The organism is Marinomonas sp. ef1 (assembly GCF_002806845.1).
GTDB lineage: Bacteria > Pseudomonadota > Gammaproteobacteria > Pseudomonadales > Marinomonadaceae > Marinomonas > Marinomonas polaris.
The window spans coordinates 34227-58688 of the sequence record NZ_NHTT01000003.1; the positions used below are offsets into that span (position 1 = coordinate 34227).

22 protein-coding genes are annotated in these 24462 nt (G+C 42.2%); 7 read left to right on the top strand and 15 right to left on the bottom strand.

Features of this window, described 5'->3' with window-relative positions:
• Positions 1-121 precede the first annotated feature (121 nt).
• The gene (locus CCS02_RS04930) at positions 122-985 is read left to right on the top strand and encodes an isocitrate lyase/PEP mutase family protein (RefSeq protein WP_072838115.1); all 864 of its coding nucleotides are present in this window, start codon (positions 122-124) and stop codon (positions 983-985) included.
• Between the two features lie 99 nt (positions 986-1084).
• On the opposite strand, the gene CCS02_RS04935 is transcribed toward CCS02_RS04930, so the two are convergent.
• Positions 1085-1768 carry a mobilization protein gene (locus CCS02_RS04935; protein WP_072838114.1) on the bottom strand — a complete coding sequence of 228 codons (684 nt, stop codon included), beginning with the start codon at positions 1766-1768 and terminating at the stop codon, positions 1085-1087.
• A 239-nt stretch (positions 1769-2007) separates the two neighbouring features.
• Between CCS02_RS04935 and CCS02_RS04940 the strand changes: the two genes are divergently transcribed.
• Positions 2008-2247 carry a GlsB/YeaQ/YmgE family stress response membrane protein gene (locus tag CCS02_RS04940; RefSeq protein ID WP_012070611.1) on the top strand — a complete coding sequence of 80 codons (240 nt, stop codon included), beginning with the start codon at positions 2008-2010 and terminating at the stop codon, positions 2245-2247.
• 85 nt (positions 2248-2332) lie between these two features.
• On the opposite strand, the gene dapA is transcribed toward CCS02_RS04940, so the two are convergent.
• Complete coding sequence (gene dapA / locus CCS02_RS04945; protein WP_072838113.1) at positions 2333-3205, bottom strand: 4-hydroxy-tetrahydrodipicolinate synthase; 873 nt, start codon at positions 3203-3205, stop codon at positions 2333-2335.
• Between the two features lie 367 nt (positions 3206-3572).
• Between dapA and CCS02_RS04950 the strand changes: the two genes are divergently transcribed.
• Positions 3573-4193 carry a LysE family translocator gene (locus tag CCS02_RS04950; RefSeq protein WP_072838112.1) on the top strand — a complete coding sequence of 207 codons (621 nt, stop codon included), beginning with the start codon at positions 3573-3575 and terminating at the stop codon, positions 4191-4193.
• Between the two features lie 53 nt (positions 4194-4246).
• On the opposite strand, the gene CCS02_RS04955 is transcribed toward CCS02_RS04950, so the two are convergent.
• The 7 genes from CCS02_RS04955 to leuS form a co-directional block, all read right to left on the bottom strand.
• The gene (locus CCS02_RS04955; protein ID WP_100635992.1) at positions 4247-6862 is read right to left on the bottom strand and encodes a cyclic nucleotide-binding domain-containing protein; all 2616 of its coding nucleotides are present in this window, start codon (positions 6860-6862) and stop codon (positions 4247-4249) included.
• 26 nt (positions 6863-6888) lie between these two features.
• The gene (locus CCS02_RS04960; protein WP_100188559.1) at positions 6889-7497 is read right to left on the bottom strand and encodes a flavin reductase family protein; all 609 of its coding nucleotides are present in this window, start codon (positions 7495-7497) and stop codon (positions 6889-6891) included.
• Positions 7498-7694: 197 nt separating this feature from the next.
• The gene (locus CCS02_RS04965; RefSeq protein ID WP_072838109.1) at positions 7695-8354 is read right to left on the bottom strand and encodes a TIGR02466 family protein; all 660 of its coding nucleotides are present in this window, start codon (positions 8352-8354) and stop codon (positions 7695-7697) included.
• A gap of 89 nt (positions 8355-8443) precedes the next feature.
• Entirely contained in the window at positions 8444-10453 is a 2010-nt protein-coding gene (locus tag CCS02_RS04970; RefSeq protein WP_100188558.1) for a methyl-accepting chemotaxis protein, read from the bottom strand.
• A 131-nt stretch (positions 10454-10584) separates the two neighbouring features.
• Positions 10585-11613, bottom strand: a complete 1029-nt coding sequence (gene holA / locus CCS02_RS04975; protein WP_100188557.1) for a DNA polymerase III subunit delta — start codon at positions 11611-11613, stop codon at positions 10585-10587.
• A gap of 25 nt (positions 11614-11638) precedes the next feature.
• The gene (locus CCS02_RS04980) at positions 11639-12202 is read right to left on the bottom strand and encodes an LPS-assembly lipoprotein LptE (protein ID WP_232617207.1); all 564 of its coding nucleotides are present in this window, start codon (positions 12200-12202) and stop codon (positions 11639-11641) included.
• Positions 12203-12219: 17 nt separating this feature from the next.
• Complete coding sequence (leuS, locus tag CCS02_RS04985) at positions 12220-14667, bottom strand: leucine--tRNA ligase (protein ID WP_100635993.1); 2448 nt, start codon at positions 14665-14667, stop codon at positions 12220-12222.
• 177 nt (positions 14668-14844) lie between these two features.
• Here leuS and CCS02_RS04990 point away from each other — a divergent pair, with 177 nt between their 5' ends.
• The gene (locus tag CCS02_RS04990; RefSeq protein ID WP_100635994.1) at positions 14845-15291 is read left to right on the top strand and encodes a hypothetical protein; all 447 of its coding nucleotides are present in this window, start codon (positions 14845-14847) and stop codon (positions 15289-15291) included.
• A 102-nt stretch (positions 15292-15393) separates the two neighbouring features.
• Here the strand turns inward: CCS02_RS04990 and lnt are convergent, their stop codons facing one another.
• The 5 genes from lnt to miaB are packed head-to-tail and all read right to left on the bottom strand — an operon-like array spanning position 15394 to position 20725.
• Entirely contained in the window at positions 15394-17025 is a 1632-nt protein-coding gene (gene lnt / locus CCS02_RS04995) for an apolipoprotein N-acyltransferase (protein ID WP_232728823.1), read from the bottom strand.
• A complete protein-coding gene (locus tag CCS02_RS05000) occupies positions 16967-17833 on the bottom strand; it encodes an HlyC/CorC family transporter (protein ID WP_072838104.1) in 867 nt (288 codons plus the stop codon). Before CCS02_RS05000 ends, lnt begins: the two co-directional genes overlap by 59 nt.
• A gap of 12 nt (positions 17834-17845) precedes the next feature.
• Complete coding sequence (gene ybeY, locus CCS02_RS05005; RefSeq protein WP_072838103.1) at positions 17846-18310, bottom strand: rRNA maturation RNase YbeY; 465 nt, start codon at positions 18308-18310, stop codon at positions 17846-17848.
• Positions 18310-19356 carry a PhoH family protein gene (locus tag CCS02_RS05010; protein ID WP_100188554.1) on the bottom strand — a complete coding sequence of 349 codons (1047 nt, stop codon included), beginning with the start codon at positions 19354-19356 and terminating at the stop codon, positions 18310-18312. The genes ybeY and CCS02_RS05010 overlap by 1 nt, the downstream gene beginning before the upstream one ends.
• A gap of 13 nt (positions 19357-19369) precedes the next feature.
• Complete coding sequence (gene miaB, locus CCS02_RS05015; RefSeq protein WP_100635995.1) at positions 19370-20725, bottom strand: tRNA (N6-isopentenyl adenosine(37)-C2)-methylthiotransferase MiaB; 1356 nt, start codon at positions 20723-20725, stop codon at positions 19370-19372.
• A gap of 217 nt (positions 20726-20942) precedes the next feature.
• Here miaB and CCS02_RS05020 point away from each other — a divergent pair, with 217 nt between their 5' ends.
• Positions 20943-21629, top strand: a complete 687-nt coding sequence (locus CCS02_RS05020; RefSeq protein ID WP_100635996.1) for a hypothetical protein — start codon at positions 20943-20945, stop codon at positions 21627-21629.
• An 85-nt stretch (positions 21630-21714) separates the two neighbouring features.
• Here CCS02_RS05020 and CCS02_RS05025 read toward each other — a convergent pair whose 3' ends face one another.
• Positions 21715-22173 carry an EVE domain-containing protein gene (locus CCS02_RS05025; RefSeq protein WP_100635997.1) on the bottom strand — a complete coding sequence of 153 codons (459 nt, stop codon included), beginning with the start codon at positions 22171-22173 and terminating at the stop codon, positions 21715-21717.
• 150 nt (positions 22174-22323) lie between these two features.
• On the opposite strand from CCS02_RS05025, the gene CCS02_RS05030 reads away from it, so the two are divergent.
• Positions 22324-23424 carry an HD domain-containing phosphohydrolase gene (locus CCS02_RS05030; RefSeq protein ID WP_100635998.1) on the top strand — a complete coding sequence of 367 codons (1101 nt, stop codon included), beginning with the start codon at positions 22324-22326 and terminating at the stop codon, positions 23422-23424.
• 108 nt (positions 23425-23532) lie between these two features.
• On the top strand, positions 23533-24459 hold the full coding sequence (locus tag CCS02_RS05035) for a histone deacetylase family protein (protein ID WP_100635999.1): 927 nt from the start codon (positions 23533-23535) through the stop codon (positions 24457-24459).
• Positions 24460-24462 lie beyond the last annotated feature (3 nt).

Genomic DNA, 24462 nt, shown 5'->3' on the forward strand with positions numbered 1-24462 from the left:
CGTAATTTACTTACTAAACCTAACCAATTGGTTTGTTACAGATGAAGCAAATGCACAAGGGGCGTATAATGCCGGGCATTTCCACTATATGAAATTTAGTGACATCTTTTAGGAGTATATTATGGCAACACCTTCCCAACATGATTTGCGTAATGACTTTCGAGCATTACTAGCAAGCGGTAAATGTTATTACACCGCTTCGACATTCGATCCAATGTCGGCTCGTATTGCTGCAGATCTTGGCTTTGAAGTAGGGATTTTAGGTGGCTCTGTTGCATCTTTGCAGGTTTTAGCTGCGCCAGATTTTGCTTTGATTACTTTAAGTGAATTTACGGAGCAAGCGACTCGAATTGGCCGTGTTGCTCGTTTACCAATCATTGCCGATGCTGATCATGGTTACGGTAATGCACTGAATGTGATGCGCACTATTGTTGAACTTGAGCGTGCTGGTGTTGCGGCATTAACGATAGAAGATACTTTGTTGCCAGCAAAATACGGTCATAAATCTACAGATTTGATTCCAGTAGAAGAAGCTGTTGGTAAATTGAAAGCGGCTTTAGAAGCGCGTATTGACCCTATTATGAGTATTATTGCTCGTACTAATGCTGGTCAGTTGACCACCGAAGAAACCATCTCGCGGGTTAAAGCTTATCAAGCCGTTGGTGTGGATGGCATCTGTATGGTTGGTATTCGTGATTTCGCTCATCTAGAAGAGATCAGCCAACATATTTCTATTCCAATCATGCTTGTGGCTTACGATAATCCTGAGCTACGTGATCGTGAGCGTCTTGCTGCTAACGGTGTGCGCATTGTTGTAAATGGTCATGCTGCTTATTTTGCTGCGATTAAAGCAACGTATGACTGCCTGCGTGAGCAACGTGGTATTGCAGAAGGTACCTTGGATGCTTCTGAACTGTCTACGCGCTATTCAACGTTAGAAGAAAACCGTGTATGGGCGAATAAGTATATGGATGTTCAAGAGTAATAGTTAATATCCAAAAAACGAAAAGGCCAGCTTATGTAGCTGGCCTTTTTTGTGCTTTTTGGGGTTACTTAAGTGCTTAAGCGACTAAAAATAATACGATTAACCAAGCTGAGCTAATTGCTCATATGTATTACGTAGCCAGACCTTCATGCGTTGACGTTCAGCAATATTCATGATGCCTTTATCATTGGCAACGGCCCAAAAACTGCTGTTATTAAAGTCAATTTTTTGAGTTAACTTACTTTGTAGTTTTGGTAATTCAATGATCAGGGCTTCGCGACTTACAGCTTTCTTAAAGGTGTCAGATTTTTGAAAACGAGAAAAGTCAGTACCGCGACCTAAGTTTTGTACCACCACAAAATCAACTGATGGCAGAGTGTAACGGTCAAGCAAATCATCCAGTAGCGCCACTGAATCAGCACCATCGTCCATGACATGCCATAGGCAGACTTGGTAGCCCATTTCATCTAGTAAACCAAATACATCGGTTTCTTCAATCCATTTGCCCAACGGCTGAGATGCTTGAGCTGCTAGGTCAATAATTAAATCACGATCTGGGTATTCTTCAATGGCCGCTAACATGCCATCTAAACTGTCTTCTTCGCCAATTAAAATAGGAGAAGCGAACTCACTATAGAAACGTGAAAATGTACCGTGAGACGCGTCACAGTCAAACCCTAGAAACGGCTGATCGTTGTCAATATAGAATTGTGCCAAGACACGAGCGGTCATAGATTTTCCGACACCGCCTTTTTCACCGCCTACAAAATGTACCTTACCCATCTAGATTCCCTCATTGAAGATTAACTTGACCATGTGTTTTAAAGGCTTACTGAAAACATTTTTTGTATGAAATACATGCTACCAACATTTTTTGAAAAAGCTTGGCGCTTTCATGACAAAGTAACAGAAAAAAGAATAAATGGGTTAGTAGTATAGGGGATTGAGTGGCTTTTCTAGGTACTTAAACAAATAGGTGCTAGTCTGAATAACTGTAAATTACATAATATAAGGATCATTTTATGGAGATCTTAGCTTTTTTGTTTATTGGTGCCTTGGCGGGTTGGTTAGCTGGTCAGCTAGTAAAAGGTGGCGGCTTTGGTTTGATTGGTAATATCGTTATCGGTGTAGTTGGTTCTTTTGTCGGCGGATTCACATTTCAACTGCTCGGCTTGTATTCAGGTAGTTTCTTGGGTTCTCTTGTTACGGCAACGGTGGGGGCGATTATCCTGCTTTATGTTGTACGGCTCGCTAAATCCTAGTTTTAGACTTTTTAATAAATTAGCCCGCTCTTAGATGCGGGCTTTTTGATGTGTGCTTTTTGATGTGTGCTTTTTAAGCTAGGGCTTAGATAAGTTCTAACTCTTCCATAATTCGACGGATGATCGCTTTTGTGCTGTCTTGTAGTGGCACCATAGGCAAACGACATTCTTCGGTGCAAAGACCTAATAATGACATGGCGTATTTTGGTCCCGCGGGATTTGGCTCAATAAAGAGCGCATTATGCAGCGCAAATAACTTGTCCTGCAACTGTGCTGCTTCCACGTATTTTCCCTCGCGGCATAGGCGTTGCAATTCCACGACTTGTTTTGGTGCTACGTTTGACGCAACCGAAATACAGCCGTTACCACCGCCGACGTTATAAGCAACTGTGGTGATATCGTCGCCACTTAAGAAATTGAAAGGTTTGTTAATTAAGGCGCGCTCACGAATAGGACGCGTTAAGTCGCCCGTCGCATCTTTAACGCCAATCACTCTTGGTAGTTCAGCAAGGCGAGCCAATGTAGCAACTTCTAAACCGACAACCGAGCGAGGTGGAATGTTGTAAAGGATGATAGGCAATTTACTGTTGTCGTGTACATATTTGAAGTGTTCGTATAAGCCAGTTTGATTTGGGCGGTTGTAATAACCAGCTACATGTAAGGTTGCATCAGCACCAGCTTGATAAGCGTATTCAGAATAATTCACCGCTTCCACTGGGTTGTTCGAACCTGCACCTGCCAGAACTGGTACCGCTTTATTGGTTTCTTGTACGGTAATTTCTATAACACGTTTGTGTTCGTGTTCGCTTAAGGTAGGGGATTCACCAGTTGTGCCAACAGGTACTAAGCCATTGATACCTTGGTCAATTTGCCAGCGGACGATATTGCGCAAAGCGTCTTCGTCTAATTGACCGTTACGAAAAGGAGTGATTAATGCAGTGATTGCGCCGTAGAACATACTTTTGCCTCATTTAGGCCGGTATGCACTCTGCTGAAAAGAGAAGTAGTCCGTCAGCTAGAATGCTGCCGGGGAGTTGTTTAAATCTTAATTCCACACGTCAGCGCCGCAAAGCTTCTTAGCCTTACGTTTATCGCCGTTGCGTTTATTTAAGATGTTGTTATTCATAGGGTAATAGAAAATCTTTATTCAGTTTTATAAATAGTCAGTTTTTCTATGCTGACGTTTTTTCTAAAAAAGGTCAATACACTAACGTGTTTTTTATTCGAACTGTTTTTAGCTCTGGGATGTTCGTTTTTTCGTGTTAGATTGGATAAAATATCGGCGTAATTAAATGCGCTTTTAATAATACTAATAAGAGAAAAATATGGATCTTACTACTTGGCTTTCTTTGGTTGCAGTTTGTGTGATGGGAGCAATTTCTCCTGGGCCAAGCTTAGCTGTCATCTTGCGTGTATCAGTTTCTCAATCCCCGCTTCATGGTGTTTTGGCTGCGATAACACATGGTTTAGGTATTGGTTTTTGGGCTTTTTTGACTCTGCAAGGTCTTGCTATTTTGATGGCCAAGCACCAAAACATATTCTCTGTATTGACTGTTTTAGGTGGACTTTATCTGGCTTGGTTAGGATTTAAAGCATGGCGTTATGCTGGACAAGGTCATGAAATCAAAGTCGAAGGCCAAAAGTCTTCCTATTGGGAGTCTGCTCGTGATGGCATGATGATTTCTTTGATGAACCCCAAAGCTGCATTATTTTTCTTAGCTTTATTTAGCCAGTTGATTCCTACTGAAATTAACACCTTGATCAAGTTTCAGTTATGGGCAACGGTTGTCGTGATTGATACTGGCTGGTATGTGATAGTGGCCTTGTTATTAGCTGGTGGCCCAGTGCTTTCTTGGTTGCGTCGCCATACGGTGTGGGTGGATAGAAGCATGGGCAGCATTTTAATATTGCTTGGATTAAAAGTCGTGATCGGTGCATTTGCTTAGACATAAAAAACGCTCCTAGGAGCGTTTTTTATGTTTTTGTTTAATTAAAATCCTTACTTTTGAAAGATAAAGCTTTCTGTTTCAAGCAGTTTTTTGGTCCAAAGCTCATATGCTTTTGAGTTCAAGTGCAGTCTATCGCCTTCAAATAGGTTTTCTTTTATCTCACCATGTTTGTCGAGCAGTGTAGAGAACAAATCAACGTACTGAGTGTTAGGGCGCGTTTTAGCAAGGCGTACCAATTGACTGTTGGTTTGCTCAATGGTTTTACGCATCTTCAATCGCGCTGGGCTGCACTTAATACTGATTAACGTGACCGGTATGCCTGGAAGATGGCGATCTATTTTTTGCAGTAGCTCGATGTACAAGTCAACAACCTTGTTGCTGTCACAGTGGTTACCAATATCGTTGTCACCAGCATAAATGACCAAAGAACGAGGCTTGTGTGGCAAGATGATACGTTCAAAATAGTAAACGCATGCTTCTAATGTTGCGCTGCTAAAGCCTAAGTTAATCGCGTTCTTGTCGCGGAAATTATGAGCAAAATCATTCCATAAACGCACGGTAGATGATCCGTAGAACGCGACTGGCTGTTCTTTATATTCTTGATAGGCTAGGTGAAATTCTAGTTCTCGTACATCCGATTCGAATTCCACATCGATTTGATTTAGGCTCATTACGTTAGAGCGATAGCCATTTTTACCACTGAATATAGGATATTGGCGAATCTCTCTTGATAGCTCAACTGCTTCGTTAACGTAACCTTTGTACTCCTCCTGATAGGAGGCTAAGAATTGTGCTAACGCCTCTTTATCCTTGTAATCGACTTTGCTGGACAGTTTAAACGCAGGTTTGATGATCACCGTATAAAGGTTGTGATCGGCGCGTTTATCAAAATTTGCCACAACGATTGGAACAATCCAAGGCTCTTCGTTCCCCATTGAACCTGCGAGTTCAAAGGCATGAGGTAACAAGGTACCTGGTGATTGTTGCGTACTAAAGCTTTGTCCTTCTGGTGAGATCATCAGTGGGAAGTTCTGGCGTAAAGTGTCCTGAGATTGTTTGATGAATTCATCGTATTCGGGCGTGTCTTTGGTTAGGTCTTCCCAACTATTGATGAATACATTGCCAAATTTCCCATAAAAATCGTCACGCCAAAACTCACTTTCTTTACTGCGACGTACGACACGTTGACCAGAAATACCATACTGGTTATCGATGACCATGGCGCTTATAAATTGCGCATCCATAGAAAAGCGGAAACCGTTTGGTAGACGGTTAGTTGGAGAGCCTAATAAATGGTTGTAAATGAACAGAGAGCCGGCTTTCTTAGGTAAATTCTCTAGTCCTTTAATGACGTAGGGAACTTGTTGGAAGGCTTGTTTGAATAGCTCTGTACCTAAACGTCTTGCATCTAATGCCGGAGTCTCTTTTGGCAAATTATTTATCGTGTCATAGACATTTTGTAGATGGCGATAAAAAGCATTTTCGCGCTGTAAATCTTTTAGAATGTCCAAGCACATACCAGAAATGGTGCGTTCTAGCACACAGCCAAAGTGTAGGCATTTATAAAGCACACCGAATGCTTCGTCGGTAGTAATCGCGCTTTTCAGTAATTCGCTTACTTTATACAGAGGCGAGCTAACGGGTAAAAGTGCAGCATTTTGGTCTATTACGTTACTTACCGCTAATACTTCATCGTTCGCTATCTGTGAAAGGTAGCGCATTCTGGCCGCTAATAAATGTGCGCCAATCAACCAAATGAGTCGATATAAGTATTTAACTGAAAACTTAGGGCTGTCTTCGAACATTTCTAACAAATCATCGCGTTTGATAAACAAAACGCTACTGTCTCTGGATGAAATGATCGAAGTGCGATTTTTCATTTCTTTATTTTGGGTTGCCCAAGCCAGTACGGTTCCGGTACGGGAAATCGTTCTGGTGGTAATAATGTCGCCAGAGTCAGTTTGATAACTGATGACGACTTTACCCTTGATTAGAATATATAAGCCATTAGCTGGTTGATCTTGTTGGCTTAAAATATCCCCTTGATGTGCTAATAAAATGGACGATTTTTTGGCTAAAGTATGTATTTCAGCTTGAGTAAACGTCTCACAAAAAGGCGCGTAGTTTAGAAGGTTGATGGCATCTTTTAGTGCATGAACTTGCGTTTCAGAATCGATTAAAGGGCGCGTTTCTTCAAAAGCTAATGATTCATTGGAAAAGAAAGGGCGTGTTTGATTCTGTACGTTGGTGAGAACAGGTAAGGACTCTTGATATACAAACTGCAGAAATTGGCTAGCGAAAAGCAAATTGGCATCGAGAATTTTTTGTAATTCAACAATCGGCCAATAGAGTAGTTTAGAAGACTTGGTAGCTGTGAATGTAGTCGCATAACGGGAAGGATGGCGAAAAGCAGACCAGCCAATAGGAGAAAGGAGGTTGCTGATCATGCCGACGTTGTAAGATTTACCGGTATCTTGCAATGGAACGGAAATGGCGACTTCGCCTTCTAGAAGGAAATAGATGTTCTGACCAATCTCAAATTGTTTGGCCAGAATGTCACCAGCTTTTAGTGTTTTAATAGACGCGAGATCTGTTAAGGATGATGCTAACTCAGCATCAATATCTGCCATGAAAGGAAATGTATTTATGTGCTTTGTTATGTCCATCTTTTTTACCTCAAATCTGTATTGCCCTAGTTAGGACGTTTGATCGTCACTGTCTCGCCTAAAAGTGCATAGTCATCGCCACCTATTCGTGCAAGAGGGTTGAGTTTTTTGTTGTCGATGAAAATTCGAGACTTTTCTTCAGTTACAAGATCTTCATCAACGTATAAGTCTAGTATTTCCAAATAAATCGCATTGAACGACGTGTTTCCTAACGTATGCATGTCAAACAGTTTGCAGTGGATAGCGACTTTTGCTTCTGCAATACGGGGTAATGTTTTGGTGAATTCAGTCAGTGACAAGCCTGTTCTGGTTAGTTCAGATTCACCATAGGATAAGCTTGCCGAGCTCTCATTGACGGCATTTATTAAGTCCCCGCTTGGAATATGCAAAACACATTCCTTTTCCCTAAGTAGGTTGTACTTCGTATCTTTGGCGATATCTGTTGTTTTGTTGCCAATGGAAACCATTAAGAGAGCAGGGTCAGAAGATATAGGAGCAAAATATGAAAATGGGGCGAGGTTGAAACTCTCGTTTTCATTTTTCGTCATGATCCACGCAATAGGGCGTGGAGTAATTGTCTGAGTGATCAGGTGGTAGCGTTGATTACCGCTGAGTTGATCAAACTGGAAACGCATAGACTACCCCGTGGTTATGAAACATTACTTGTTAAATTACTACAAATACCAATCCATTGTGAATCTTTGAGTGGAAACTTATGAAATTTATTGTAAAAAAGCAGAGTTTTGGATGGGTAAGTGGTTATACGAGCCAACTCAATCCTTTATGAAAGCTAGAAGGCTCGTAATTTATAGAAATGTTTTATGTCGGCGGGTCAGTAGGCTTCGATAATGGCGTTAAAAGCAATGACAACACGATCTTTATCACCAAAATACGGCAAAGCAGAGTGCTTTAAGTAAGACGGAAAAATGATCACTTGCCCATCTGTAGGAGTGAAATCCCAGACTCCATGTCCACCTAAGTAAGCGGTGCCTGGATCAGCATAATGTTCCGCGTTGACTCTTGGATCGTAAAAACGATTGAGGCCACCATTGCCTTCGATATTGGCATCACCGGGTTCTAAATAATAAATGCCACACCAAGAGCAATTTGGATGAGAGTGGGCATCATGGTAGCCGCCTTTTTGCGTAACATGATACCAAGACTCGATAATATGTGCGTCCGCTTCCATATCTTCTGGCCAAAAAGCTTGATTTACCGAAGCCGCAATTTCTAGAATCAGCTCTTCAAAAGCGCGTTTGGCTTCCATAACATTGGCGTCAGCGAGATCCAGAAAATCCAATGTACTTTCGTGGAGTGCATGTTTTGCTTTTGGAGCAATTTGGCTCTCAATTGCAGTGGTTTGAGTCGCTTTTTGTTGGTATACCGCCGCGAGTAATGCCTCTTTTAAAAAGTCATGATCTGGCATTTGGGTGACGAAAAGTGGTGTGCTCCAGACTGTGAGTTCTTCCAAGACAACGGATTCATTATTCATTTATTTTTTACCTAGGGCATGATGAGGCCGCATAATAACAGGCTGCAAGAATAAGTGAAGTCTAGCAAAGTAAACTTCACTTTATCGAGTTACAGGTTATTAGCCCGCTTTAGGCTCTCTATTACTTTGACTTCTTTATCTATTTCAGACATGCGAGCAGTCATATCTTGAATCGCTCGTATGTTCTCGCTGACATCTCTACTTGCCATGTTGGAAGCATCACCTAGGGATTGAATTTGTGCCGTTAACTCGCCTGTATTATTGGTGAGCCGAGACATGAACTGTTCAATACTTTCGATCGACTGACTGATAGAGCCGGTTGATTTGGTGACAGATGAGATCGTTTCTCCCGTTTTATTTAAGCTGTCTTGCGTGTTTTTAGATAGTTGTCTAACTTCATCGGCAACCACAGCAAACCCTCTACCAGCTTCGCCTGCTCGCGCCGCCTCAATCGCAGCGTTAAGTGCGAGAAGGTTAGTTTGATCAGCAATTCCGGAAATAACTTTTAAAATGGCAAGTACTTGCTCTGAATTGTTTTTTAGCTGAGCTACGTTTCCATTCAGTGCCTTGCGGCCATCTTCTTGCGCATTAATGTCATTTCTTAGGTCATGGAAGGTGCCACTTACATCGCTAATAATCGCTTCTGTCTGCTGTGAGTACTTAGTAATTTTGTTAAAGCTGACTACCACTTGTTCAAGTAAAGGACGATACTCAGATAGATAGTTAATAAGGTCTGCCTGTAAGCGATTGATTTGCATTAAACTATTCAATCTAGATAACGTAAAAAATTCTTTGAAATAACTGTAGTGAATCGGAAAATTATCAACAATAGGGTCCGAAAATGGTTCGTTTTTTGACACTTTGAATAGAAATAATGCAGTGAGTGTTTGGTTCATATGCACGCCTAATAGCTCGCCAAAAGTAGAAAAGCCCGCGGCTTTAATGTTCTGGAAGGCTGTTAGCTCTTTGAGTGCTTTTGCATTATTTAAACGACGTAAAATACAGTCATTTGCTAGCATCGCGATTGGCTGAGGCTTGCCTTTCATAAATTCGTCAAAGGCTTGTTTGGTACTATCGGCAAAGCCTTTAGCTTCTACCAGAATAAGCTCGTCGCCAAAATCTAGGTCGCAGAAAAAATGAATGATCTTGTTATCTAAATCAATGCTGGCGATGGAGCGTATAAATAATTCACTACCAATTTCAACGGCAAATGAGTGGTTTGTTAATTTTGTATTTAGATCGTTTGGTTGGCATTTAAAATAGTCACAAAGGTGGTCGACAATGTTGACTATTTTACCAGTAGATTTGGAAATGACTGTAGTAACAGTACGTCTTTGTGGGTCTGATTCTGCAATATAAAAAGAGCGTTTGGTCTTTTGGAAATTGTGTGTTTTTAGTATGCCGTAGCGAATATTGTCTGCTAACTTAGTAAAAATAACCACAGCGCAATTGTGAGCAACTTTGCTGCCGTCGTAGACAGACGCTTGTTTGAAGTCTAGCTTCCCACCCGCTGATCCACCAATGAAATGACAAGGAAAGCGCTGGCTATCGTACAAGGCTTTCATAAAGAAGTTTTCGCTAGACGACAGTCCATCAATAAATGTAATGGCAATGGTATCTTGGTAGTTGATGGCCATTTTCACATTTATTTTTTCTATTTCGGACTGAATAGTGCGAATTCTATCTTGCTTGTTTTTGGTTACTTTACCTTGCTTTAAATCTTCGCAATGCAGTGGGATAGTTTTTATTTCAGTGGATGCTAGCAGCTCTTCACTGTAGCTTTGTAAGACAATCGAGTCCCATTTTCCATCGGTCGTTTGATAAAAATTTGCTTGTTGGCTGTTAAGTTCGCCAGATGTCATCACAGCAACGACTTTTTCACAGAAAGGCGTGAATCGCTGGATTTTTTCAACAGTACTTTCAAAGTCGAGATTGGAAGACACAAAGGCGAGGATTAATTGTGTTTTCTTTTCTGGAAATTTTAATGCAGCAAGAGTGGCTTCAGACAGTTCAGCGTGAGTTAACTGAAGGATTTTAACGCCTTGATTTTTACCGGTACTATCAGATGGCGCTAATGTTTTTCGTTTAAACCAAGACATAGAAGTCTCCATAAAGCTAGATTATTTTTCTTATCATCCCATTATTAAGGATAGAACAATGTCAGCTTTATGTTTCTATTAGTTTAAATACGTAACATATTGATAATAAAAAATATTTCAATAAATATTATTTATGGTAAGTCCAATTCAGTCACCACAGGTTTGTAGCCACAAAACATCATCACTAGGTTGCGAAAGCCTATTTCGCTGTCTGGGCCTTCTAATCCCTTGATGCTTTTATCAATCAAGGCTAGGTAGTTTTGCATGTAAGGCAGGGTGACTTTGTTGTGTCGCGACATAGCGCTTTCATAAAATGGTACACGCTTGTCCCAAATTTTTTCATTTTGGCAGGCTTGCTTAAAGCTGGAGGATTGCATGCTTTGTAGTAGGTTCGCTAAGGTTTGAATTTCGCGATTAAATAGCCAAAGAATGATGCTGGCTTCAACCCCTTCGCCTAGCAACTGATGTAGGCAGTGCATAGCGTCTTTGGTTTTGCCCATTAACAGTCGATCGCTCAAATCGTAAATTGAGTAACGACTGCTGTCAGCCACGGATTCAGCAACTTTTTCGGCATCAATTTGCACGCCTTGCCCATGCACTAGGGCGAGCTTTTCTAATTCTTGGGAAAGGGCTAAAAGATTCCCCTCTCCACGTTCGCAAATCATGCTGGCAGCATCACGAGTAAGAGATAAATCTAGCGCTTGTGCTCTTTGCTGTACCCATGCAGGAAGTCGGTTTGCGTCTATTGGCCAGATTTGTACAAAAACACCTTGCGATTCCAATTGCGTGAACCATTTGGCTTTTTGAGTTCGAGCGTCAATTTTAGGCAAGGTGAGCAAGATGATATTGTCTTCGCTAAGCGATTGGCTTAATTGAGCCAATGCTTTGCTATGTTTTTCGCCCATCTTGTCTATTTGAATATCAAACATTCTACGCGTGGAAAACAACGACAAACTTTGATTTTCGTTGATGACATCTTGCCAATCAAATTGTGCATCTGCCACGAAACGCAAACGTTCATCAATATTATGATGTTGGGCCGCTTTACGAATGCTGTCTGCCGCTTCTTGGCACAATAAAACTTCGTCACCAGAAATAATATAAATAGGCGCCAAGTTTTTTTTTAGCTGAGATTCTAGTTGGTCAGCTCTGACTTTCATAATGTCCGCCTAAAAGTGATGCGAGTTATAATGGGGCATAACTTAAGTCGTAAACTAGTTGATTGGCTAGATCTTCATTCATGCTTTCTTCTTGCGCTTGGTTATAAGATAACTTGGCGCTTTCTTCAGCATTTTGATTAGTCAGTGTTTTTGTTGTGTTGATGGTTCTAGGGCCATAGAGGGATTTGCCGTCGGCTTGACGAACAAAGTAATGGCTGCTTAAACGGCGCTGCAATTGTGATAGATCATTGTCTGCATCACGGGCCAGTTCTATATCAGTTTTTGTAATAGCATTGATTTTCAGATTAAGGGTGTCTTTGTTCGCACTGTTTTTATCGACGATAACAACGCCTGCTTTAGTCAGTGCGATGCGCAGCGCTCTATCGAAACTATCAGAGCCACTTTCTGACGTTAGTGTTATAACTTTAAGCTTTGCTGGTATGTTAGTTTGGCCACGTAAATGGAATCCACAGGCGACAATACTCATGGTCAGTAATGCCAATAATAGTAGACGAGTTGTTTGTGTAAGTGCGGCTATCATATCCGTGATCTCTGTATTGTTGTTGGTAAAAAGGGATGGCTCAGCCATCCCTTAGTGTACCTCAATTAGTTGGCAACAATGTTGACCAAACGACCTGGAACGACAATAACTTTTCTAACTGTTTTGCCTTCAAGGAACTTGGCAACACTTGGATGAGCAAGTGCTTCTGCTTCAATTGTTTTACTGTCAGCACTAGCAGAAACGGTCAATTCAGCACGTTTTTTACCAAGTACTTGAACAACAATAGTTAGCTCGTCCTTGATCAATGCGTCTTCGTCTAGCGTTGGCCAAGGTGTATTAACGATATTGTCACTATGGCCTAGCTCGCTCCATAACTGGTGGGCAATGTGAGGCACAATAGGAGACAACAACAATGTCGCTGCTTCTAATGCTTCTTGTTCTACAGCAAGACCCAATTCGGATGTGTCTTCGAACTTGCTGATCTCGTTACAAAGCTCCATCACGGCCGCAATGGCAGTGTTGAAGGTTTGGCGACGTTCGATATCGTCTGATACTTTCTGAATGGTTTCATGAGTCTTACGACGCAAAGCTTTTTGAGCACCATTCAATTCGGCAATGTTTAGTTCGCCAACTTTACCCGCATTGGTATGACGGTAAGATAACGCCCATAAACGGCGCAGGAAGCGAGAAGCACCATCTACACCGGCATCGTTCCATTCAAGTGATTGCTCTGGTGGTGCACTGAACATCATGAACAAGCGAACGGTATCGGCGCCATACTTCTCAATCATTTCTTGTGGATCGACCGTATTGCCTTTGGATTTAGACATCTTAGTGCCGTCTTTGTTTACCATACCTTGCGTCAACAGACGTTTGAACGGTTCATCAGAGTTTACAAGGCCCGCATCACGTAACAACTTATGGAAGAAGCGTGAGTACAATAAGTGAAGAATAGCGTGCTCTACGCCACCAACGTATTGGTCAACAGGAAGCCAGTAGTTCGCTTCTTCTGTCAGCATTGCATCGGTAGAGTCTGGGCAGCAGTAGCGAGCGAAATACCAAGACGATTCCATGAAAGTATCGAAGGTATCGGTTTCGCGTTCTGCTTCTTCGCCATTAAACATAACCGAAGAAAAAGTTGGGTTGTTTTTGATCGGTGAGTTAACACCGTCCATGATCACATCTGTTGGTAGTACAACTGGTAGCTGATCTTTTGGTACTGGTACAACAGAACCATCTTTTAGGTTGATTGTCGGGATTGGCGTTCCCCAGTAGCGCTGACGGCTAACACCCCAATCACGTAGACGATAGTTCACTTTTATTTCGCCTAATTTACGTTCAACCATCCAAGCTGCAATGGCTTCAAATGCTTCTTTAAATGCTAAGCCGTCGAATTCGCCAGAGTTGCATAATACGCCTTTTTCAGTGAAAGCTGCTTTTTCTAGATCAACTAAGTCATCGCCAGCAGGCTGAACAACTTGTTTGATTGCTAGGTTGTATTTTTTCGCGAATTCAAAGTCGCGTTGATCATGAGCAGGAACCGACATAACCGCGCCTGAACCGTAATCCATCAACACAAAGTTAGCCGCATAAACCGGAACTGCTTCACCAGTAATCGGGTGAATGGCTTTGAAGCCAGTGTCCATGCCTTTTTTCTCAACTGTTGCCATATCGGCTTCAGTAGTCGACATTTTTTTGCTTTCTTCGATAAACGTCGCAAGATCAGCATTATGCGCAGACGCTTCTAAAGAAAGCGGGTGCTGTGTTGCGACAGCAACATATGTAACACCCATAATAGTATCTGGACGTGTTGTGTAAACAGACAGGCGCTCGTCTTTGCCTTCTACCGCAAAGCTAAATTCTAGGCCCTCTGAACGACCGATCCAGTTACGTTGCATGGCTTTTACTTTTTCTGGCCAGCCATCTAATTGATCAAGATCGTTTAATAGTTCTTCTGCATAATCTGTGATGCGAATAAACCACTGAGAGATTTCTTTCTTCTCTACATTAGTGCCACAACGCCAGCAGCAACCATCTTCAACTTGCTCGTTAGCCAATACCGTTTGGTCTTCTGGGCACCAGTTCACAGCAGCGGTTTTTTTGTACGCCAAGCCTTTTTCAACCAATTGTGTGAAGAACCATTGCTCCCATTTGTAGTATTCAGGAGTGCAGGTAGCAATCTCACGATCCCAGTCGTAACCAAAACCAAGTTCTTTAAGCTGGCCTTTCATGTAGGCGATGTTTTCTGTGGTCCATTTTGCTGGTGCAGTTTTGTGCTTGATCGCTGCGTTTTCAGCAGGAAGACCAAAAGCATCCCAGCCCATTGGCTGTAGGACATTTTTGCCTTGCATGCGTTGGTAGCGAGAAATGACATCGCCGATAGTGTAGTTACGAACGTGACCCATGTGCAGACGACCACTTGGGTAAGGGAACATAGAAAGGCAGTAGAACTTTTCTTTGCTAGAATCAGCGATGGCTTTGAAGACTTTGTTCTCGTCCCAAAAAGATTGGGCAGCTTGTTCTATTTGCTGCGGATTATATTGCTCTTGCATGATGTATTCTTATCCCGTGATCGACGAAAGGTTGGTAGACCTGTATTCTCTTTAATGAAAAGAGGACCATTATAGCGACATAACGCAAGATAATGGTGCAATGGCCAGCAGAGTTTGAAAATATCCGTTATTTTATAGAGATGGAGCCCTAATTAGAAGGTGCATAGAGGAGGAGTTATGAAATCTATGAAAAAAGATTCATCAAAAAGCGAAATCGATTCCAATTTGGTTGAAGAAGCGCGTAAGACATTGATTGGAGCAAAGGATTGGTTTTTAGAAGATGTTGCTTTAATGACGGCCTATTGGCATGACAAAATGGGTTACACCGAAGCATGGGTAGATGCGAACTGGCATTACGTGCTTGATGAGAGTCATGAATTGGTCGAAGAGCTTGACGAAAAAGAGGATACAGCTTTGTTATGGCTGATTAACCATGCGAATAACAACCCTGTGCCGCTTGAAGAGTGTCATGTGGTTGGTACGGTTGTTGAGCCAGGAAGTTATCATTGTATGTCTTGTGGACATGATAACGTTATCGAAACCAAGCAAGCATTAGCACCATGTGAGATCTGCCATTATGGCTTGATGTCGACTCATGATGATCAGTCAAATGACGCCGAGTAATTTGTTGCTCGCTTTAAGTTGATATGCTTTTGGTTGATAAAAAAGGCACTGTAACAATTTACTTGTTGCGGTGCCTTTTTTATTGGATAAGTGATTTATTGGTTATCTGTTTTTGCGGTTTAGAATTAAGCCGTTTAAATAAGCAAATATCACACAAATCCCCATTAGCAAAAGTGTTGGCCAATAACCCCATTGCACGTATGGTGTATTACCTGTAAAGGCTTTTGCCTCAGCTGTCAGCGTTGTTCTTTCAAATTGCGGCGCTTGTGCGACAACTTCGCCTTTTTCATTGATGAACGCAGTAATGCCAGTGTTTGTGGCGCGGATGACATAACGACCGGCTTCTTTCGCTCTAAATTGCGCTATTTGTAAATGCTGCCAAGGACCAAAAGATGTGCCAAACCAACCATCATTACTAATGGTTATTAAGAAATCACTGTCTCTTACCATGCGTCTTACTTGTTCGGCATAAACAATTTCATAGCAAATAAACGGCGCTATACCCCATTCGCCGACTTGTAGTACAGGTTGGTTTTCATCGCCGGGTTTAAAGCTCGACATAGGCATACCAAACACATCTAGGATCGGACCTATGTATTGTGCAAACGGAATATATTCGCCAAAAGGAACGAGTCTGCGTTTGTAATAAAGCCCAAAACCATTTCCTGTTGCCCAGATAGCATTGTAGTAATCTTTATTGTCTTCACTAACATCTGGAATACCAGTAATCAGAGTGGTATTAGTGTCCTCAAGTTCTTTGCTGAAGCCTTCAAAATAGGGTTTTATTCGTGGATAAGAATAAGTAATTGCGGTTTCAGGCCAGACAACTAATTCACTGTCTAAATGTTCAATGGTAGTTTGTTGGTAATAGGCTAGAGATTTTCCTGCTGTTTCAGCCAGCCATTTTTCGTCCTGCTTTACATTGCCTTGCACCAAGGTGGTTTTTAATGTGCCAGTTTGTTGTACCCATGAAACTGGGTAATAGCTTAAATAGGCCGAACCTAACCAGACAATAACGAGCACGAAAACTAGCATGAGTTGATTGGTTTGCTTAAGCAGTATGCTGGCGATCACGCTAGAGGTTAATACTACACATGCGCTAGTGAGCCAAATTCCTCCAACGGGCAAAAGCTCAAATAACCAGGTGTTTTCAATCGAATAGCCGGGCAATAACCAAGGAAAGCCAGTAAAAAGAGTGCTACGGGCGAACTCAGCAATCAATAAACCTAGTGTGACCCATAGACTCGCAGGTATTTTCTGAAAGCGCTGAATGAGTTTCCATGATGCCCAGGCTGAAAGTGCCCAAAAAACGCAGAGCACAGCGACAAATGCAAAGGTGATAAGTCCGGCTATTATGCTGCCAACTTGCCCGTATTCAGCAATGCTGACATAAACCCAAGAAACGCCTGCGCCAAAAAAGCCTAACGCGACAGCTGTACCACGCCAGCAGGCAGATTTTGCTGTTGTACTTGTTAAAACGAGCAGGCTAAATACGATTAAGCTAATAAAATAGCCGGGCCAAAAATGAAAAGGTGAGAAACTGGTTACGCCTAAAGCACCAGCAATAATGCCGATAAGGCCAATAAAAGGGGGAGGGAGTTTGGATATTTTCGCCACCAAGAGAGGCTCCCACCCCGTCTTGGTATTGGTTAAGTCGGGGTGAGGCATGTTCATATTAATCTGGTGTGTTGATGGTTGGTTTGGTGACTTGAATGGTTTTAATGCGGCGTCCATCCGATTTCACCACGCGGAAATGGAAGTTGTTGAAGAAAAGCTCTTCATCACGCAATGGCACATGGCCAAACTGTTGCACAAGTATTCCGCCAATGGTGTCGAACTCTTCTTCGTTTAGTTCGACTTTGAAGAACTCATTAAAGTCTTCAACTGGACATAATGCTGGCACAAGATAAACACCGGGTTCGGTGGTTACTTGAATGCCTTCGTCATCAAGTTTGTCGGTTTCATCTTCTATTTCACCAACGATTTGTTCTAATACGTCTTCAATCGTCACTAAGCCAGACACGCTGCCGTATTCATCTAGAACTAATGCCATGTGATAACGCTTGGTGCGAAAATCATTCAACAATACGTTTAGGCGTTTGCTTTCAGGAATGAAATTAGCAGGGCGTAAACGCGCTAAGATATCTTCTATTGTTACATCGCCTTCTTTAAATAATAAAGGCAATAAGTCTTTGGCAAGCAGGACGCCGAGAATTTCATCGGAATCCTCACCTACAACAGGGAACCGTGAGTGAGAAGAATCTATTATTTTGCGGATTGACGTTTTAGGGTCATCTTCGGACTTAATGACCACCATTTGAGATGGTGGAATCATGATGTCACGTGCCTGAACTTCAGAAACTTCTAGTGCGCCTTCAACAATAGTGAAAGCATCGCGATCAATAACATCGGATTTCACTGCAGCTTCTAGAAGTTTAACGATGTCACCACGGCTGCGTGGTTCATCATTGAATGCTTGGGTTAAACGTTCAAACCAAGATTTTTGTTGATCGTTGGATAAACTCGATCGGTCGTCACTCATTAGGGTATTAGCTCACTCTTTAATCAAATAAGGATCGGAAATAGATAGGGAAGCCAGTAGCTCTGTTTCTATCGATTCCATTTCATCTGCTTCATCATCATTTATATGATCATAGCCGCGTAAATGCAAGATGCCATGAATAGTCATATGAGCCCAATGATGGAATAACTCTTTATTTTGCTCTGCGGCTTCTTTTGCCACAATTTGAGTGCAGATGACCAAATCGCCTAATAATGGAAGCTCTAACCCAGGAGGTGCCTCGAATGGGAAAGATAGGACGTTGGTAGGTTTGTCTTTACCACGATACTCGTGATTAAGTGCGTGGCTTTCTTCTTCGTCGACTATGCGAATGGTAACTTCAAACTCTTCATCTACGTCTGGAAGGGCTTTTTCGACCCAAAGTCTAAAATCCGCTTCGCTTGGTAAATTTGCAGTTTCTTCTGTTGCTATTTGTAAATCAAGCTCTAAATACGCCATTATTTGCTACCTGCAGACTGTTCTGCTTGTGCGGTTAGACGAGCTTCGGTGCGTGCTTTTTTTTCAGCTTCCACTTCAACGTCAAATTTATCATAAGCTTCAACAATACGCTGAACCAGCGGATGACGGACAACGTCAGAAGAGCTAAATAGCGTCATACTGATGCCGCTTACGTCTTTTAAAACGTGCATTGCTTGCGCTAAGCCAGATGTAGTGCCGCGTGGTAAATCTACCTGCGTTGTGTCTCCAGTGATTACTGCGGTTGAGCCAAAACCGATACGTGTCAAAAACATTTTCATCTGCTCGCGCGTGGTATTTTGGCTCTCATCAAGAATAATGAAGGCGTTGTTCAGGGTACGGCCACGCATGAAAGCAAGCGGTGCGATTTCGATGACATTTTTTTCGATCAACTTATCGACCAATTCAAAACCAAGCATTTCGTACAAAGCATCATAAAGAGGGCGCAAGTATGGATCGATTTTTTGTGACAAGTCACCTGGCAAGAATCCCAGTTTTTCGCCTGCTTCGACTGCTGGACGAACCAGCATAATACGTTCAACACGATCAGCTTCTAGCGCTTCGACTGCACAAGCTACGGCTAGATAGGTTTTACCTGTACCAGCTGGTCCGATACCAAAGTTAATATCGTGCTTACGAATCTGCTTGACGTAGCCTTGCTGGTTTTTGCCTTTTGGCTTGATGAAGGCTTTGCGAGTTTTAATCACTAGCTGGTCAGCTTTCTCTCTTTTACTGCTCGTCAGTGATTCAATCGCTGACTCTTGCAGGTAAAGGTGAATCATTTCAGGTGTGATTTCTGTATTCGCCAATGCTTCACGGTAGAGGTTTGCTAGTAGCGTTTTTGTTGCAGCTACGTGCTCAGAATCTTCACCGGAAATGTCGAATAGCTCGCCACGGTATTTGATAGAAACATCAAGTCTCTTTTCTATTAACTTGATGTTCTCGTCGAGTTGACCGCATAGTCCAACCAAAGCATCGGCTTCGGCAGGGACTAAACGGATTTGTTGAGTTGTCTGTGTGATTTCCAAGATTTACCTTTGATTATTGTAGTACAAAGTCAGAGTCGAGTTCAGAGCCTACTAACTCACCCAATAGGGAGTTAGGGTAAGCATCTGTGATAACAACATCTGCGAATTTACCAATCAATTGCGGATCGAACGCACGGAAATTTACAATCCGATTGTTTTCAGTTCGACCTTGAAGCTGTCCAGGATCGCGAGGTGAATAACCGCTGATCAAAATACGTTGCACTTCACCGACCATAGACAAACTAATGTCGTAGGCTTGTTGGCTAATACGACGTTGTAAAATGGCTAGACGCTCTTTTTTCACGTCTTCTGGCGTGTCATCTTCTAGATTAGACGCCGGTGTGCCTGGTCGTTGACTGTATACAAAACTGAACGAGTGATCAAAGCCGATTTCCTGAATTAGATTCATGGTATCAACAAAGTCGTCATCTGTTTCGCCTGGGAAGCCAATGATAAAGTCAGAAGACAAACTGATCCCTGGGCGCGCGTCTTTAATACGGTTGATTTTATCAATGTAATATTGACGATCATGACCACGTTTCATTGCGCTTAGGATATTGTCTGCACCGCTCTGTACTGGTAGATGTAAGTGACTAACCAGTTTCGGCTGCGTGCGGAACGCTTCTACTAAGCTGTCGCTGAATTCCACTGGATGCGACGTAGTGAAACGAATTCGCTCAACACCATCGATTTGTGCAACCGCATGAATAATGTCAGCAAGATCAGCTTCGTCACCTTCTGCAGTATCGCCACGATACGCGTTAACGTTTTGTCCTAGCAAGTGAATTTCACGTACGCCTTGCTCAGCAAGCTGTACGACTTCTTTCAAAATGCTGTCAAACGGGCGGCTTACTTCTTCGCCTCGGGTGTAAGGCACAACACAGAAAGTACAGTATTTACTACAGCCTTCCATGATAGAAACAAACGCTTCAGCACCATCAACGCGAGGGGCTGGTAGATGATCAAATTTTTCGATCTCAGGGAAGGTCACGTCAGTGATCGGAATGTGTTTTCCGGCTGCGTTGACCATCTCTGGTAATTTATGCAGAGTTTGAGGGCCAAAAATCATATCCACGTGTTTAGCTCGTTTACGGATAGCATCGCCTTCTTGGCTCGCTACGCAACCACCAACACCGATAACAAGGTTAGGATTTTTTTGCTTAAGTTTTTTCCAACGTCCTAGTTGGTGATAGACCTTGTCTTGCGCCTTTTCACGAATAGAACAGGTGTTAAGCAGCAGTACGTCTGCTTCTTCTGCATTGTCTGTGAGTTCCATTTCATGGCTTTCGCCAAGTAAATCTGCCATGCGAGATGAATCGTATTCGTTCATTTGACAGCCATGAGTCTGGATAAAAAGTTTTTTTGCCATGTAACGTATTAACCTAAAAATGTGTTCGTCTAATCGACTTTGGCGCTATTATATTGGGCTTTGCTTCCGAATCCCAGAGGTGTTCTGAATTCCCTGTAATTTAACGTAAAAAAGTAAGTTGAAATAGTCTTGTTTTCTTACTGGAGCTTTTGCAAAACATCAGCCACAATAATTGCACAATTTGTTTTTACGAGCGTCTTTTTATTGAGAGAGTGTTTTGACTGTATTAGCCCGTATTTTTGTTTTATGTCTTTTTGTTAGTGGTGCTGCCCACGCAGAGAGAGAGCCGCCTAACTTTGCTTTTGGTTTAGGTTATGGGCTTTTGGATGAGAAGTCTTTGATGAATATTGACTTTAAAGTCAATATTCCTATTAACGATTATTTATCCACCCAAGTATTGTTAAACAGCAACTATCTTATCACTGGCTCATCAAAAAGTAGCTTTGCCCAATCCGAGCTTTCTTCGAACTGGTTTCTTCATAACGAATATGGTCGTTTGGGGGTTGGAGTTGGCATTTCTGAACTAGAGCCTATGGATGAAGAGTTAGAAAGCGAGAGAGATGTGATTGGGCAGTTTATCGGAGAAGCATTTTTAGGATCTTTCTCGTTGACGACCAACTATATATCCACTGATACAACATTGAGTAATGTGACTAGTTCACGTATCGGTATAGGTTATTATTTCAATGAAGATCTACGAACTTCACTGTATAGGGAAAAGTATAATCTAGATGAAGTTGGCTGGCGTCTTGAAACGTACTTCCAACCGAAAAAATACCGTCAAATGGGGAGCGTTGGTGTCATTGCAAGAACAGGGGATGATTACGATTATTTAGGTGTAGTTGTTCAGTATTACTTCGATTACGCGGTGTCTTTAAAACAGCGGGATCGAGAGTTCCATTAAAACATCAATTTAGCATTAACTTTTTCTAAATATTTGAGACCTTTTCACAAGGTTACTAACGTAGTAATCGTGCAAAGGTCATCATTTATTTTTTCAGTATGGTCGAGATGTATTCCCATTCACTTTGTGTAATAGGCATTACAGATAGACGGCTGCCTTTTTTTGTTAATAACATCTCAGTCAATTCAGGGTTTTGTTTTAATTCTGCTAATGTCAGAATGGACGGCCACTTTTCAACAAATTCTACGTCCACCATAAACCAACGTGGGCTATCTGGCGTTGATTTCGCATCATAATAAGCGCTATTTTTGTCCCAGCTGGTGTGGTCTGGATAAGCACTTTTACAGACTTTGGCTGTTCCAACTATGCCTGCTGGAGTGCAACTTGAATGGTAAAAAAACACCAAATCACCTTCTTTCATTTCTTTCATGAAATTTCGTGCTTGGTAGTTTCTTACTCCATCCCAAGGTGAGTGTTTTAGTCGTTTTAAATCATCTATTGAAAACGCATCGGGTTCAGATTTCATAAGCCAGTAATTTGGCATGGATACCTCGTTTGCATAATGAAACATACTCTATGTGCACGCTTACAATTATTCTAACTACAATAAGAGGATGATGCTATAAATTGCCAATTCTTTGGGTAGACTTAAGTATGTGTCGGGGTTGTAAGTTCCTTGTAATGGAAGAGAAAAATGAGCCATTTTGCGTGTAAAGCGTTTTCAGCGTTGGAAAAAGAACTTAAGGATGACTTGCTCGAATGCTATGTGGAAGCACAACAAGAAATTGAAGAAACCATTAATAGCATCGAAGGCGATGGTTTTTCATTCGATAAATTAGACAAGCTTTTTCGCTCTTTGCATAGTATGAAAGGCAATTGCTCTGTTTGTTTTCTTGATCCCTTGGTTGGTGTGCTTCACAAGTTAGAAGAAATAGTTGATGGTATGCGTGGTGGGTACATTCAATATCACCCTTATTTGGGTGAACTGATTATTGTGGTTATTGAAAAAGTTTACGATTTGCTTCAGCAAATTTATCGATCTCATGTCGCTGAAATTGCAGTGCGTGATCAATTGCAGCGCGGTTTAGATGAAATTTATGCCGAAGAGGATGATAGCAAACGCCCCGAAATGGCAGCAACCTTACTCAGGCAATGCAACCAAGTAACAGAAGAAGTAAAAGAAGAACCGGCAGCCACTTCTGTGATTGTTAAAGTTGAATATACCGATGAACAAAAGGCTGACATTGAGTCATTTATTGGGTTTAGCCAAAAATTAAACCGCTTACTTGGTTATTCATCAGAACGGAGCGAGCGTATCCTCAAGCTTTGTCAATTGATCAATGCTGAATGTAAAAGCTCTATAGATCCAGCTCAATTAAGTGCAGCGGCTTATATGCATAATATGGGTATGGCGCTGATTCTAAACTGCAAAGACGATGAAGCTGCAAAACGCCAAGCAGAGCACAACCATCCAATGGTTGGCGCTAAACTTCTTTCCAAACATGAAGGCTGGGAAGACGCGGTTGCCATGGTTCAGGCTCATAAAGAACGTTTTGATGGTACTGGTTTCCCCGAAGGTTTGGTGGGCTCTTTGATTCCTCAAGGTGCTTTTATCTTATCAATGGCTGTTATGTTTATTGATGCTGTTTGGGGTAAATCCGGTAGTGATTATAACAAAAGTGCCATGCGTGCCGTACAAATGGTGAACTTCGAAAGTGGTAAAGGTTTCCCGCCACATCTTATTGAGTCTTTTAATGGTGCAATTCGAAAAGTCCTCGTTGCCAAGAGTAAATAATCTCTGCTTTGTATTCATTAAGTAAAACAAGTCTCAAAAGAAAGTGGCATAACCTAAGCGACCCTTGCTAGCATAGCTCTCTTTCTGAAGAGTTAAGTAATCTGTTTTATGAATGCCGCTTTGTTACCACTCGTTTTCCACCCTAATTACAGCATCCCATTTCCCGCAGGGCATCGGTTTCCCATGCGCAAGTTTGGTCTGTTGGCGGAGTCCTTAAGAGAGCAGGGGATCCTGACGGACGAAAACGAATACACACCTGCGCCGCTTTCTCTTAAAGTATTAATGGCTGCTCATCATAAAGAATACGTACAACGCTTTATTCGTGGTGAGCTGAGCAAACGAGAAGAAAAAGAAATTGGCTTGCCTTGGTCTGAATGGCTAGTCGAACGGACCTTGCGCGCCGTCTCTGGCACCATGCTCACCACTGAACTCGCGTTCGAACATGGCTTGGCTTGTCACCTTGCTGGTGGTACGCATCATGCACATCCTTCTCATGGATCTGGATTCTGTATATTCAACGATTTAGCTGTCGCCGCACTTGCTATGATCAAATCTGGCAGGGCGAAAAAAATCCTTATCCTAGACTGCGATGTACACCAAGGCGACGGAACTATTGCCTTCTTCAAAGATAGAACCGATATCATTCCGGTCTCGTGGCATTGTGAAGAAAACTATCCTCCAATCAAACAAACTGCTGGCCTCAATATCGCCATCCCCAAAGGCGCAAATGACCAAGAATACCTATCCATTCTAAAAAGTACATTGCCCGCGATACTCGCCGAACACCAACCTGACTTCATCTTCTACGACGCAGGTGTCGACGTCCATAAAGACGATCGACTTGGCTACGTCAATCTAACCGACCAAGGCATTCTAGAAAGAGATAAATACGTCATTGAAACTTGCGTCGCCCTTAAACTGCCTACTGCGTGTGTCATCGGCGGCGGCTACGACAGACAAGAAGACATAGTCGCACGGCGACATAGTTTGCTGCATCAAGCAGCGAATCAGGTTTGGAAGGAATATCTTTTGTAGCTT